Genomic DNA, 13,629 nt, shown 5'->3' with positions numbered 1-13,629 from the left:
CCCGGCGAAGCTGAGGACATGCCAACCGCGATCGGCTCCTACGAGGAGAGACGCCGGCGTCCGACCGCCTCGGCGGGTGCCCGGCCCGGGGGCCTTCCGGCCGCCCTGCCGGGTGCCCGGGCCAGGGTCCTGACCACCCGCTCGGTGCCGCCGGGCGAGAGCCTGGACTACTGGCACGACGCCGTGCTCGGCACCCTGGTGGGGATGGACATCGCCACCGCAGGCGGTACCTACGACGCCACCCTGCGGACCGACCGGCTCGGGGACCTGCAGATCACCACGGTGGAGGCCGACCCCGGCCAGGTCCACCGGGCGCCGCGCTTCATCGCCCGCGGCGACGGACACCAGGTCTTCGTCGCCGTCCAGAGCACCGGCCGGGCCCTGGTCGAACAGGACGGCCGGACCACCGAGTTGTGCACGGGCGACATCGGGATCTTCGAGACCGTACGCCCGTTCCGCACCACCTTCCCGGCGCGCTTCCGGCTGAAGATCTTCGCGGTCCCGCGCCGGCTGCTGGATCTTCCGGAGGCCGACGTGCGCCGGCTCACCGGCCGCGCGATACGCCCGAGCGGCGGGCTCCCCGCGCTGCTCGCGCCCTTGCTGGAGCGGCTGGCGGACACCTCCGAGTCGTATGCGACGCCGACGGCCGAGCGGCTGGCCGAGAGCGTCATCGACCTGGTGGCCGCCACCGCGGCGGACCAGCTGGGGGAGGACCCCGCCGAACTTCCGGGCGCCGACGGCGTCCTGCTGCTGCGCGTCAAGACGTACATCCGCTGGCATCTGTCCGACCCGGGACTCACTCCGTCCGTCATCGCCGCGGCCCACGGCATCTCGGTCCGCTCTCTGCACCGGCTGTTCCAGACCGAGGACACCTCGGTGTGCCAGTGGATCCGCGTACTGCGCCTGCACGAGTGCCGCAGGGAACTCGCCGCCCGGCCGCCCGGAGCCGCCAGCCTGGGCCAGGTCGCCCGCCGCTGGGGTTTCACCGGCTCCGCCGGGTTCGGCAAGGCCTTCCGCACTACCTTCGGACTGTCACCGACGGACTGGCTGGACCGGGTCCGGGCGGGCGGGACGCCATGCTGACGGCGGTGTCCCGCGCCGTCCGGGACCTGGCACCCGGCGACCGTCCCGCGGCCTGGCAGCGGGCGCTGTCGGAAACCTTCGTCGACCTGGAGGTCACGGTGGACGAGGGCCGTCCCTGGACGGGCGAGCTCACCGCCGAACGCCTGGGCGCCCTCCAGATCGCCGTCGAGGAGTCCGGGCCCGGAACCATCCTGCGCAGCGCCCGCGCGGTGGCCGCCGACCCGCGCGGCCACATCCTGGTCCGCAGGCAGCTGACCGGCACCGCCCTGCTGCTCCAGGACGGCCGCACCGCCGAACTCCGCCCCGGCCGACTGGCCTTCCACGACGCCAGCCGCCCGTTCCGGATCCTGCTCCCGGAGCCCCAGCGGGCGCGGATCCTCATGGTGCCCCGCGCCCTGCTGCGCCTGGAGGAACGGCACCTGCACGCCCTGACGGCCACGGTGGTGGACGAGGCCGAAGGGGGCGCGGCGGCCCTGCTGCTGCCGCTCCTCGACGGACTGGTCGACGAGGTCACCCGGGCCGCCCCGGCCCGGCGCGAACAACTCGCCCGTACCGCGGCGGAGATCCTGGCCACCGTCGCCCTCGACCAGGCCGGCCGGCAGCCCGAGCCGGCCCTGTGGGAGCGGATCACCGCGTCGCTGCGGACCCGGCTGGGCGAGCCCGGACTCACCCCGCGGGACATCGCCGACCAGCACGCCATCTCGCTGCGCTATCTGCACCTTCTCTTCCAGCGCCACGGCACCACCGTGGGCGCCTGGCTGCGGACCCGGCGGCTGGAGGCGGCCCGCGAGGAACTCGCCCGGCCCGGGTCGGCCCACCGGTCCATCGCCGTGGTGGCCGCCCGCTGGGGCTTCACCAGCCCCTCCCACTTCAGCCGGGCCTTCCGAGAGACGTACGGCAGGTCACCGGCGCAGTGGCGACGGGCGGCCGCCGAGAACGCCCCCGGGCCGCAGCCCGGACCTCTTAACCTTTCCGATGACGGCCGGATCGAACCGATGGCCCGAGCGACGATGGAGCACGTATGACCGACGAGGCGATGGGTGACGACGTCTACCAGCCGGACGGTTCGGAGGTGCAGGACGACGCGGGTCTGCTGGACGCGTCGGACACCCTGGACTACCGGGCCGGCGAGGAGGCCCTGGACGAGGGCTACTCGCCGCCGGAGCGGCCCTGGGCCGTGGAGCACACGGGCGTCACGGCTGCGGAGGGACAGCGCGGGGAGACGCTCGACGAGCGGCTCGCCGAGGAGGTCCCGGACATCGCCGTCCTGGAGGGCGACGACATCGGCGACGCCTGGGACACGGACGGCGAACTCCTCGACGACGAGGTCGGCGACGGCCGCGCCGGACGGCTCGTCGCACCGGACGAGGGCGCCCACGAGAACACCGAGACGGACCTGTTCGCCTCCGACCGCGGCCTGGACGGCGCCGGGGCGTCGGCGGAGGAGGCCGCGATGCACGTGATCCCCGACGCCGACACCTTCTGACGGCTCCCGCACCTCCGGGCACCTCGCGGCACGGAACCCGCCGCGAGGTGGTGCCGGTGTCCCGTGGGGCCGATGGCCCGTGGAACCGGGGCCGGTGTCCTGCGGGCAGCACCGAGGTGCCGCGTGCGCGTGGCGCCGGTCTCTCGTGTGCGGGGTGCCGGTCTCTCGCGTGCGCGTGGCGCCGGTCTTCCGTGTGGGTGGTGCTGGTCTTTCGTGCGCGGGGTGCCGGTCTCTCGCGCATGGTGCCGGTCTCTCGTGTGCGCCGTGCCGTGGGCCCGTGCGCGTGGCGTCGCCGCGGCGTCCGGGATCGGCGAGCCGGCCTGCGTGCGCCGGCCGGAGTGCCGGGTCAGGTCATGTGCCGCAGCAGTGCCGCGACCGCGGCCGGGGGCTCGCCGGGCGGCCGTACCACCATCACCTTCCAGCTCGGTGCGTGGCGGGCGAAGCGGTAGGTGGCCAGGTCCGGGAAGCGGTGGGCGATCGTCGGCGGCATGATGCAGACGCCGAGGTCGCCCCGGACCAGTTCGGACGCGGCCACGATGTCGTTGACCTCGAAGGTCGCGGCGCGTTCGACACCGGCCGCCCGGAACGCGCGGTCGGCCGCGTCGCGGATCGCCCAGCCGGGGGTGAACTCCACCTGCGGCAGCTCGGCGATGTCGGCCAGGTCGACGCTGCCGCCGGGGCCGCTCGCGGTGAGGCTCCGGCGGGGCGAGGTCACCAGGACCATCTCCTCGTGGGACAGCAGTCTGGTCACCAGCCCGCGCTGCTGCTGGCGGTCCAGCGCCACCACCGCCAGGTCCACCGTGCCCTCCCGCAGCGCCTGACGGAGGTCGATGACCGCGGCCTGCCGCAGACGCACCACCACCCGCGGGTGTTCCGCCCGCAGCGCGGCCAGCGCATGGTGCAGGTTCGCCCAGACCCCCTGCATCGTGCCGACCGTCACCCGGCCGCGCAGCTCCCCCTTCGCCGCGTCGACCGCCTCGCGGGCCAGCTCGGCGGCGCGCAGCGCCTGCCGTGCCGCCGGGACGAACGCCTCCCCGGCCGGGGTGAGCCCGACCCGGTGGGTGGTCCGGGTGAACAAGGGGGTGCCCAGTTCGCGTTCCAGCGCGCGGACGGTGCCGGAGACCGCGGACTGGACCACGTGCAGCCGCCGCGCCGCCGCCGTGAACCCGCCCGCGTCCGCCACCGCGACGACGACTTCCATCTGCCGTAGGTCCATCATCCGCTCCCGCCGGCGCAGCGCCCCGTCTCGGCGGGGCGGTGATCTTCGCTGCATCCTAGGCAGGCGCCGGCTCCCTGCGGCGCGGACCGGGGGAGTGTCGGCCGGACGCTCGGCGGGGAACCGGGCCCGCCGTCCCCCGGGACGGGCCGCCCGGCGCTACGCCGAGCGCTTCGCGCTCTGCCGGCGCTACGCCGAGCGCTTCGCGCTCTGCCGGCGCTCGGTCAGCCAGTACAGCAGCGCCAGCACCGGCAGGGCCGCCCCGAAGAGGCTGACCGCGCTCCAGCCGCCGGCCCGGTAGGCGATCGAGCCGAACTGCGAGCCGAGGGCGCCACCGATGAAGAAGATCGCGATGAAGGCGCTGTTGAGGCGGGCCCGGGCGAGGGGGTCGAGCTGGTACACGGTGTGCTGGCCGAGGATGAGGCTGGTCTGGACGGCCGCGTCCAGCGCGACGGCCCCGAGGGCGATCAGGAGCACGCTGTGCTGACCGAAGCCGGCGATGACGAAGGCCAGCGCGGCGAGCGCGAACGCGGCACCGGTCATCTTCCGGGTCAGCCCGTGGTCCGCCCAGCGTCCGGCGAGCGGCGCCACGGCCGCACCGGCGGCTCCGACCAGCGCGAACACCCCGACACCGACGGCGGAGTAGTGGAAGTACGGCCCGGTCAGGACGTACGAGACGGTGGTCCAGAACGCGCTGAAGGCACCGAACATCGCCGCCTGGTAGAGGCCGCGGCGCAGCAGCGCGGGGTGCGTGCGCACCAGCGCCGCCGTGGAGCGCAGCACCTGGTGGTACGGCACGGACGTGGTCGGCGCGTGCCGGGGCAGGGCCAGCCGCAGGGCCACGCCCAGCAGCGCCATCAGGACGGCCGAGCCGAGGTAGACGACCCGCCAGCCGGCCACGCTGGAGACCAGGCTGCTGAGGGTCCGGGACAGCAGGATGCCGGTGAGCAGGCCGCTCATCACCCGGCCGACGATCCGGCCCCGCGCGTGGTCGGGCGCCAGGCTCGCGGCGAACGGGACCAGGATCTGGGCCACCACCGAGGTGGCACCGCTGATCAGGGACGCGATCAGCAGCATGGGGAACCCGGTGGCGAGACCGGCCGCCACCAGGGCGAGCGTGGTGACCGTCAGCAGCGCGGTGATCAGGCTCCGCTTCTCCAGCCGGTCACCGAGCGGGACCAGGAAGACCATGCCGATCACATAGCCGACCTGGGTGAGCGTGATCAGCAGACCCGCGGTGGCCTCGCCGATGTGGAAGACACCGCGCAGCTCGGACAGCAGCGGCTGGGCGTAGTACAGGTTGGCGACCGTCATACCGGAGGCGACGGCGAACAGCGCGATCAGCCAGCCCGGCACTCCGTGGGCGGGCTCGGCGGCGGGCTTCCGGAGCGGGGAGCGTATCTCGGACGACGACTGGGACACGGGGACCTTCCTCAGAGGAGGTGCTTCTCTTATCCTGCAAGCGCTCCGCCACCCTCCATGCTTCCCTCCGCAGGGCGATGGTCCGGGATGTCAGTCATCTCGATCGCAGATGACCGTCGCTCGCGACGTCCGCCGCCCCTGACGGCCGGGCTCCCGCACCCGAGCGTGCGCTGCGGGGACGCCGGAAGTGCGCTCGGGGACAACTGCCCGGCGCACAGGGCTCCTACGGTGAGGCGTGACAGCGCCGGAACGACCGGTGCGCCCCACGCAATCCCAGGAGACTCGCATGTCCGAAGCCTTCACGCCCGTCAAGCCGGTGCTCGAACCCGCCGCCCAGGCCTTCGTCGAGGCCACCGCCAACCCGCCCTACCTCTTCGACCTCGCCCCGGCGGAAGGCCGCAAGGCCGTCGACGAGGTGCAGTCCGGCGACATCGCCAAGCCGGCCGTCGACGAGGAGTGGATCACCGTCTCGGGCGGCCCCACCGGCACGGTCCGGGCCCGCATCGTGAAGCCCGCCGGTGCCACCGGCACCCTGCCGGTGATCATCTACATCCACGGTGCCGGCTGGGTCTTCGGCAACGCCCACACCCACGACCGCCTGGTCCGCGAGCTGGCCGTCGGCGCGAACGCCGCCGTGGTCTTCCCCGAGTACGACCTCGCGCCCGAGGTGCGCTACCCGGTCGCCATCGAGCAGAACTGGACCGTCGCGAAGTGGGTCGTGGAGCAGGGCGCGACCAAGGACCTGGACGCCACCCGGATCGCGGTGGCCGGTGACTCGGTCGGCGGCAACATGACGGCCGCGCTGACCCTGATGGCCAAGGAGCGCGGCGGCCTCCCGCTGCTCCAGCAGGTGCTGTTCTACCCGGTCACCGACGCGAGCTTCGACACGGCGTCCTACCACCAGTTCGCCGAGGGCTACTTCCTGCGTCGCGACGGCATGTTCTGGTTCTGGGACCAGTACACGACCGACGAGGCCGAGCGCGCCCAGATCACCGCGTCCCCGCTGCGCGCCACCACCGAGCAGCTCACCGGCCTGCCCCCGGCGCTGGTCATCGTCGCCGAGGCCGACGTCCTGCGCGACGAGGGCGAGGCGTACGCCAACAAGCTGCGCGAGGCCGGCGTACCCGTCACCGCCGTCCGCTTCCAGGGCATCATCCACGACTTCGTGATGCTCAACGCCCTGCGCGGCACGCACGCCGCCGAGGCCGCCATCTCGATGGCCGTACGCACCCTGCACACCGCCCTCCACACCGGCTGATCCGCGGGGGGCCGGTGTGAACACCGGCGAGCGGTCGGCCGCGCCCGTCGGGGCCTGGTGGCGGGCTAGCTCCCCGCGGCCGGTTTCCAGTCCTCGGCGAGGAGGCCCAGGAGTACCTCGTCCAGGAACTCGCCCATCACCCAGGCCGCGGAGCGCAGTGCGCCCTCGCGGACGAAGCCGTTGCGTTCGGCGGAGCGCAGCATCGCGGTGTTGTCCGCCAGTGTCTCGATCTGCAGCCGGTGCAGGCCGCGCACGACGAAGCCGTAGTGGCACAGCACGGCGACCACGTCGGTGCCGTAGCCCTTGCCGCGGGCGGAGGCCAGCAGCCCCAGCCCGACGTGCGCGGACCGGTTGTGGGTGTCGATGCCCCACAGCACCGCGCTGCCGACCAGCGTGCCGCCGTCCAGCTCCACCACGGAGAACGGGACGTGCCCTTGCTCCTCGTCGTCCACCACGAACGGCGCGGCCTTCGAGCCGGGCGTGATCGGGCGCCACGGCCGGCTCTGGGCCCGCGCGTGGTTGACCACGTCGTCGTGGAGCTCGGCCTGCAGGACCGGGATGTCCTCCTCGTGCCGGGCCCTGAGCCCGACCTTGCTGCCCTTAAGCATGCGAGTTTCCTATCCGAGCGGACCGACCGGCGGCAAGCCAATATGAGGGCAGGGCCCCGTGGGCGGCACGCGCCGGCTGTGAGCAGGCCCGCCCCACCTGTGAGTTGGACACGCCACCTGTGGATCGCCGTGCGCCTCCCTGCTGGACCGGCGCCGGCTGCCAGGATGATGCGCCATGACGGCAGGGTGGTGTGCGCGCACGGTACGGGCCGCGGTGTTCGCGGCCGTCTGCGTGCTGCTCGCCGCCCTGGGCCACGTCATGATGTCCGGCGGCCCGGTGCCCGGCTGGGCACTGGCGGCCGGCCTCCTGGCCACCGGCGCCCTGGGCTGGTCCCTGGCCACACGTGAACGCGGCCTGCCGCTGGTCGTGTCCGCCGCGGTCGGCGTCCAGACGGCCCTGCACAGCGGCTTCTCCACGGCCCAGGCGTTCACGTCCCAGCGGGTCCCCATGGCCGCCACGCATATGGACATGACCGGCGACATGGCCGGCATGCACATGGGTCCCGGCCACCTGGCCCCCGTCGCGTACCTGGGTTTCGGCACCGGCGGCACCGCCTCCACCGGCATGCTCGCCGCCCACCTCCTCGCCGCGCTGCTGTGCGGACTCTGGCTCGGCCACGGCGAACGCGCCGCCTTCCGCATCCTGCGGGCCGTCGCCGGCCGCCTCACCACACCGCTGCGCCTGCTGCTCGCCCTGCCCGCCGCACCCGAGCGGCCGCGCCCCCGCCCGCTGTGCCGCCGCTCGGACCGGGCGCCGCGGCTGCTGCTCCTCGTTCACGCGATCACTTCCCGGGGTCCGCCCGTGGGGACAGCTGTCGCCTGACGACAGCCGGTGTTCCGGGGCCGCCCGCGCGTGCCCCGGACGAACACGGCGGCCGTACGCCCGCGCACGCACGCAGGGCCGGCCGTCTCCCCCCTCACCTTTCTCACAAGGACACCGAGTGATCACTTCCGTCCTGCCCGCACGCCCCGCGCCGCATGAGAAACGCGACGAGTCGATCACGGCCTGGGCGCTCGCGGCCCGCTCCGGAGACACGGTCGCCGTGGACGCGTTCGTCCGGGCCCTCCACCGCGACGTGCTGCGGTACGTCGCCCATCTGTGCGCCGACCCGCAGGCGGTCGACGACCTCGCCCAGGACACGTTCCTGCGCGCGCTGGGCAGTCTGCACCGCTTCGAGGGCCGCTGTTCGGCCCGTTCCTGGCTGCTGTCGATCGCCCGCCGGGCGGTCGTGGACAGTCACCGCTACGCCGCCGCCCGGCCGCGCCCCGCGGACGTCCCCGACTGGCAGCTCGCCGTCGAGCGGGCCCAGCCGTCCGGGCTGCCCGGCTTCGACGACGGGGTCGCGCTGCTCGATCTGCTGGCGGCGCTGCCCGACGAGCGGCGGGAGGCGTTCGTCCTCACCCAGCTCGTCGGGCTGCCGTACGCGGAGGCCGCCGAGGTCAGCGACTGCCCCGTGGGCACGGTCCGGTCCCGGGTGGCCCGGGCTCGCGAGGCGCTCCAGGATCAGCTGGTCTGAGGCGCGTCGGGGGATTCCCCGAACGCCTTGAGGATCCGCTCGGCGGCCAGCGTCGCCGTCAACGTGCCGTCCCTGACCTGCCGTTCGAGGTCGGGGGCGGCCGCCCGCACCGCCGGATGGGCGGACAGCCGGCCGAGCAGCTCGTCCCGCACCATCGACCAGGTCCAGCCGACCTGCTGCTCGCGGCGCTTCTCGGCGAGCCGCCCGGTGGAGTCGAGCAGCGCCCGGTGCTGCTCGAGCCGCTCCCAGACCAGTTCCAGGCCAGTCGCCTCCCGGGCGCTGCAACTCAGCACCGGCGGGGTCCAGAACGCGTCCCTGCCGTGCATCAGCCGCAGCGCGCCCGCCAGCTCCCGTGCCGCGGACCGTGCGTCGCGCTCGTGCGGGCCGTCCGCCTTGTTGACGGCGATGACGTCGGCCAGCTCCAGGACGCCCTTCTTGATGCCCTGGAGCTGATCGCCGGTGCGGGCCAGGCTGAGCAGCAGGAAGGAGTCGACCATGTCGGCGACCGCGGTCTCGGACTGCCCGACGCCGACGGTCTCCACCAGGATCACGTCGTACCCGGCGGCCTCCATGACCACCATCGACTCGCGGGTCGCCTTCGCGACCCCGCCGAGGGTGCCCGCGCTGGGGGAGGGGCGGACGAAGGCGTCCGGATCGACCGACAGCCGCTCCATCCGTGTCTTGTCGCCGAGGATCGAGCCTCCGGTCCGGGTGGACGACGGGTCCACGGCGAGCACGGCGACCCGGTGGCCGAGCCCGGTCAGTATGGTCCCGAACGCGTCGATGAACGTCGACTTGCCCACGCCCGGCACCCCGCTGATGCCGATCCGCCGCGCCCGGCCGCTGTGCGGGAGCAGCTCGGTGAGCAACTCCTGCGCCAGCACCCGGTGCTGCGGCCGGGTGGACTCGACGAGGGTGATCGCGCGGGCGATGACCGCGCGCTTCTGGTCGAGCACACCCTTCACGTAGGCGTCGACATCGATCACAGGTCGTGCCCGAGTTCCGCCGACAGCCGCTTCACCAGGTCGTAGGCCGCGTCCGGGATCACCGTCCCGGGCGGGAACACGGCCGTGGCGCCCATCTCCAGCAGGGTCGGCACGTCCTGCGGCGGGATCACCCCGCCGACCACGATCATGATGTCCGCCCGGCCCTCCTCGGCGAGCTTCTCGCGCAGCGCCGGTACGAGGGTGAGGTGGCCGGCCGCCAGCGAGGACACGCCGACCACGTGGACGTCCGCCTCCACCGCCTGGCGGGCGACCTCCTCCGGGGTCTGGAACAGCGGGCCGACGTCGACGTCGAAGCCGAGGTCGGCGAAGGCGGTGGCGATCACCTTCTGGCCGCGGTCGTGGCCGTCCTGGCCCATCTTGGCGACCAGGATGCGCGGGCGGCGCCCCTCGGCCTCGTCGAAGGCGTCGACCAGGGCCCGGGTGCGGTCCACGTTCGGGGACTCGCCGGCTTCGTTGCGGTACACACCGGAGATCGTACGGATCTGGCTGGCGTGCCGGCCGTACACCTTCTCCAGGGCGTCGGAGATCTCGCCGACGGTCGCCTTGGCGCGGGCCGCGTTCACCGCCAGCTCCAGCAGGTTGCCCTCGCCGTCGGCCGCCCGGGTCAGCGCGTCGAGCGCGGCCCGGCACTCCACGTCGTCGCGCTCCGCCCGCAGCCGCCGCAGCTTCTCGATCTGCTGGGCGCGCACCGACGAGTTGTCGACCTTGAGGACCTCGATCTGCTCGTCGCTGTCCACCCGGTACTTGTTGACGCCGATCACCGGCTGCCGCCCGGAGTCGATCCGCGCCTGCGTCCGCGCGGCCGCCTCCTCCACGCGCAGCTTCGGGATACCGGCATCGATGGCCTGCGCCATGCCGCCGGCCTGCTCGACCTCCTGGATGTGCGCCCAGGCCTTGCGCGCGAGGTCGTAGGTCAGCCGCTCCACGTAGGCGCTGCCGCCCCACGGGTCGATGACCCGCGTCGTCCCCGACTCCTGCTGGATCAGCAGCTGGGTGTTGCGGGCGATCCGCGCCGAGAAGTCGGTGGGCAGGGCGAGGGCCTCGTCCAGGGCGTTGGTGTGCAGCGACTGGGTGTGGCCCTGGGTCGCCGCCATCGCCTCCACGGCCGTACGGGTGACGTTGTTGAAGACGTCCTGCGCGGTCAGCGACCAGCCCGAGGTCTGCGAATGGGTGCGCAGGGAGAGGGACTTGGTGTTCTTCGGCTCGAACTGCGAGACCAGCTTGGCCCACAGCAACCGGGCCGCCCGCATCTTGGCGATCTCCATGAAGAAGTTCATGCCGATCGCCCAGAAGAAGGAGAGCCGGGGCGCGAACGCGTCCACGTCCAGGCCGGCTTCGCGTCCCGCCCGGATGTACTCGACCCCGTCCGCGAGGGTGTACGCCAGCTCCAGGTCGGCCGTGGCACCGGCCTCCTGGATGTGGTAGCCGGAGATGGAGATCGAGTTGTAGCGGGGCATCCGCTGCGAGGTGAAGGCGAAGATGTCGGAGATGATCCGCATCGACGGCTTCGGCGGATAGATGTAGGTGTTGCGGACCATGAACTCCTTGAGGATGTCGTTCTGGATGGTCCCGGCCAGCTTCTCGGGCGGTACGCCCTGTTCCTCCGCGGCCACGATGTAGAGCGCGAGCACCGGCAGCACGGCGCCGTTCATCGTCATCGACACGGTCATCTTGTCCAGCGGGATGCCGTCGAAGAGCTGGCGCATGTCGTAGATCGAGTCGATGGCCACGCCCGCCATGCCGACGTCACCGGTCACCCGGGGGTGGTCGCTGTCGTACCCCCGGTGCGTGGGCAGGTCGAAGGCGACGGACAGGCCCTTCTGGCCGGCCGCGAGGTTGCGCCGGTAGAAGGCGTTGGACTCCTCGGCGGTGGAGAAGCCCGCGTACTGGCGGATGGTCCAGGGCTGGTTGACGTACATCGTCGGGTAGGGGCCGCGCAGATACGGCGCGATACCCGGGTACGTCCCCAGGAAGTCCAGGCCCTCCAGGTCACGGCCGGTGTAGAGCGGCTTGACCCCGATGCCCTCCGGGGTCTCCCACACGGGGGCCTCGCCGCCGGTGGCGTGCTTGACGGCCGTACGCCACTGAGCGTCACCGCCCTCGGCGACGGGGGTCCCCAGCTCGATGCCGGAGAAGTCGGGGATTCCCATCAGGACACTCCCATGCGGTCAAGGGTCTCGGACAGCACGGCCACGGCGTCGCAGCCCGCGAAGACGTACGCGTCGACACCGGCGAACTCGCCCCGGCCCGCGAGGAACACGTGCCGGGCACCGGCCGCCTTCAGCGACTCGGCGGTTCCCGAGGCCTGTTCGGCGTAGAGCGCGTCGCTGGAGCAGAGCACCGCCTCGGTGGCGCCGCTCTCCTCGAAGCTGCCCTCGGTGACGGTTTCGATGCCGCCGGCCTGGAAGAGGTTGGCGGCGAAACCGGCGCGGGCGGTGTGGGCGGCGGCCGGGCCGATCGTCGCCAGGTAGATCCGGGGGCGGGCGCCGGTCGCCGCGAGGTGCGCGTCCGAGCGGGCGCGCAGCTCCTCGTAGGCCTCGTCACGGCGGACCCGGGGGAGCCCGCCGGACGGCGGCTCGGGGGCGGGTTCGCGCACCGGCGGCTTCTCGGCCAGGAGCGGGAACTCGGAGACGCCGGTGATGGGTTCGCGGCGCCTGGCGAGCTTCTTGGAGCGCTCCGCCCAGGTCGTCGCGAGGTCCGTGCGCAGCCGGCCGGAGCGCAGCACGGCCGCCTGGCCGCCGTCCCGTTCGATCGACCGGAAGAACTCCCAGCCCGCGTGGGCGAGTTCGTCGGTGAGCCGCTCCACGTACCAGGAGCCGCCCGCCGGGTCGATGACCCGGGCCAGGTGCGACTCCTCGACCAGGATCGTCGAGGTGTTGCGGGCGATGCGGCGGGCGAACGCGTCCGGCAGGCCGAGTGCGTGGTCGAACGGCAGCACGGTGACCGCGTCGGCGCCGCCCACCCCGGCGGCGAGCGTGGCCACCGTGGTGCGCAGCATGTTCACCCACGGGTCGCGGCGGCTCATCATCACGGGCGAGGTGACCGCGTGCTGCACCTGGGCGCCCGCGCCGGCCGCCCCGCTGACCTCGGCGACCCGCGCCCACAGCCGGCGCGCGGCGCGCAGCTTGGCGATCGTCAGGAACTGGTCGGCGGTCGCCGCGTACCGGAACTCCAGCTGTCCGAGGGCCTGTTCGATGCCGAGGCCGGCCTCGGTCAGCTCCCGGAGGTAGGCCACCCCGGTGGCCAGCGAGGCGCCCAGCTCCTGCCCGGCCGAGCCGCCCGCCTCGTGGTACGGCAGCGCGTCCACGGTCAGCGCGCGCAGCCCCGGGAACTCCTCGGCGCACCGCCGCGCCAGCCCGGCGACCGGCGCGAAGTCTTGGGACTCGCCCGTACGCGCCTCGAACCCGAGCGGGTCGGCGCCCAGGTTGCCGCGTACGGCCTTGGGGTCGACGCCCTTCTCCTCGTACAGCCGGAACAGCTCAGCGGCCGCCTCCTCCACCTCGCGGCCGGCGTCGAGGACGACCGGGGCCAGGTCGAGGTAGACGCCGTCGAGGGCGCGGGCGAGGCCGGACACCGGGATACCGCCCTGGCCGACCAGCAGCCAGAGTGAGCTGACGCCGTTCTCCAGGTCGGTCAGGACCGCGCCGTCGGGGGCGGCCGCGTGCCGCTGCCTTATGTCCCAGCCGCCCCCGGTACCGCCCTCGGGCCGGCCGCCGCGCACATACGGCGCGAAGCCGGGCAGGCCGGGGTCGGGCGCGGTGTCGCGCGCGGTGTAGAGGGGACGGGTGCGCAGCCCGTCCTCCAGCGTCGTGGACAGAGCGTCCTCAGCGGCCTCGCCCGAGACTTCCCTGCCCGACTTGCGCAGTACACCCGCCACGAGGTGTTGCCACTGCTCGTGTGTCGCGTCAGGGAACTCGGCGGCCAGTGAGAGCCCGTCGTCAGGCAGGACCGTCATGCTCGGATGCTAGGGCAGAGCGTCAGAAGTGCACGGGTGACGGGGCTGTGACCTTGCCCTCTCCATGGTTGTGACCT

General features: G+C 73.4%; 12 protein-coding genes. 6 read left to right on the top strand and 6 right to left on the bottom strand.

From position 1 onward, the window contains the following. The first annotated feature begins 18 nt into the window (after nt 1–18). The 3 genes from ACZ5K7_RS02845 to ACZ5K7_RS02835 are packed head-to-tail and all read left to right on the top strand — an operon-like array spanning nt 19 to nt 2,569. The gene (locus ACZ5K7_RS02845) at nt 19–1,083 is read left to right on the top strand and encodes an AraC-like ligand-binding domain-containing protein (RefSeq protein WP_468909660.1); all 1,065 of its coding nucleotides are present in this window, start codon (nt 19–21) and stop codon (nt 1,081–1,083) included. A 5-nt stretch (nt 1,084–1,088) separates the two neighbouring features. Next, nucleotides 1,089–2,108: a helix-turn-helix domain-containing protein gene (locus tag ACZ5K7_RS02840; protein ID WP_351713332.1), complete on the top strand. Its 1,020-nt coding sequence runs from the start codon at nt 1,089–1,091 to the stop codon at nt 2,106–2,108. Then, on the top strand, nt 2,105–2,569 hold the full coding sequence (locus ACZ5K7_RS02835; RefSeq protein WP_351713330.1) for a DUF5709 domain-containing protein: 465 nt from the start codon (nt 2,105–2,107) through the stop codon (nt 2,567–2,569). The genes ACZ5K7_RS02840 and ACZ5K7_RS02835 overlap by 4 nt, the downstream gene beginning before the upstream one ends. Before the next feature lie 346 nt (nt 2,570–2,915). On the opposite strand, the gene ACZ5K7_RS02830 is transcribed toward ACZ5K7_RS02835, so the two are convergent. Both ACZ5K7_RS02830 and ACZ5K7_RS02825 read right to left on the bottom strand, forming a co-directional pair. Continuing rightward, on the bottom strand, nt 2,916–3,785 hold the full coding sequence (locus ACZ5K7_RS02830; protein WP_468909857.1) for a LysR family transcriptional regulator: 870 nt from the start codon (nt 3,783–3,785) through the stop codon (nt 2,916–2,918). Between the two features lie 189 nt (nt 3,786–3,974). After that, complete coding sequence (locus tag ACZ5K7_RS02825) at nt 3,975–5,207, bottom strand: MFS transporter (RefSeq protein ID WP_351713326.1); 1,233 nt, start codon at nt 5,205–5,207, stop codon at nt 3,975–3,977. Nucleotides 5,208–5,493: 286 nt separating this feature from the next. Here ACZ5K7_RS02825 and ACZ5K7_RS02820 point away from each other — a divergent pair, with 286 nt between their 5' ends. Then, nucleotides 5,494–6,465 carry an alpha/beta hydrolase gene (locus ACZ5K7_RS02820; protein WP_468909655.1) on the top strand — a complete coding sequence of 324 codons (972 nt, stop codon included), beginning with the start codon at nt 5,494–5,496 and terminating at the stop codon, nt 6,463–6,465. 65 nt (nt 6,466–6,530) lie between these two features. Here ACZ5K7_RS02820 and ACZ5K7_RS02815 read toward each other — a convergent pair whose 3' ends face one another. After that, nucleotides 6,531–7,073: a GNAT family N-acetyltransferase gene (locus ACZ5K7_RS02815; RefSeq protein ID WP_468909652.1), complete on the bottom strand. Its 543-nt coding sequence runs from the start codon at nt 7,071–7,073 to the stop codon at nt 6,531–6,533. Nucleotides 7,074–7,248: 175 nt separating this feature from the next. On the opposite strand from ACZ5K7_RS02815, the gene ACZ5K7_RS02810 reads away from it, so the two are divergent. Together ACZ5K7_RS02810 and ACZ5K7_RS02805 are read left to right on the top strand one after the other, a co-directional pair. Beyond that, nucleotides 7,249–7,896 (top strand): hypothetical protein, encoded by a 648-nt coding sequence (locus tag ACZ5K7_RS02810; RefSeq protein ID WP_468909649.1) that lies wholly within the window; start codon nt 7,249–7,251, stop codon nt 7,894–7,896. Nucleotides 7,897–8,014: 118 nt separating this feature from the next. After that, a complete protein-coding gene (locus tag ACZ5K7_RS02805; RefSeq protein ID WP_351713318.1) occupies nt 8,015–8,590 on the top strand; it encodes a sigma-70 family RNA polymerase sigma factor in 576 nt (191 codons plus the stop codon). On the opposite strand, the gene meaB is transcribed toward ACZ5K7_RS02805, so the two are convergent. From meaB to ACZ5K7_RS02790, 3 genes are read right to left on the bottom strand one after another with little or no spacing between them, the layout of a single operon-like run. Next, nucleotides 8,578–9,576, bottom strand: coding sequence for a methylmalonyl Co-A mutase-associated GTPase MeaB (gene meaB, locus ACZ5K7_RS02800; protein WP_468909646.1), 999 nt, complete (start codon nt 9,574–9,576; stop codon nt 8,578–8,580). The two genes, ACZ5K7_RS02805 and meaB, sit on opposite strands and share 13 nt — an antisense overlap. Continuing rightward, on the bottom strand, nt 9,573–11,747 hold the full coding sequence (scpA, locus tag ACZ5K7_RS02795; protein WP_468909643.1) for a methylmalonyl-CoA mutase: 2,175 nt from the start codon (nt 11,745–11,747) through the stop codon (nt 9,573–9,575). Before scpA ends, meaB begins: the two co-directional genes overlap by 4 nt. After that, nucleotides 11,747–13,552 carry a methylmalonyl-CoA mutase family protein gene (locus ACZ5K7_RS02790; protein WP_468909640.1) on the bottom strand — a complete coding sequence of 602 codons (1,806 nt, stop codon included), beginning with the start codon at nt 13,550–13,552 and terminating at the stop codon, nt 11,747–11,749. The genes scpA and ACZ5K7_RS02790 overlap by 1 nt, the downstream gene beginning before the upstream one ends. Between the last annotated feature and the right edge of the window lie 77 nt (nt 13,553–13,629).

Source organism: Streptomyces sp. NPDC031497, from assembly GCF_055580905.1.
This window is presented reverse-complemented; position numbering and strand designations above follow the sequence as displayed.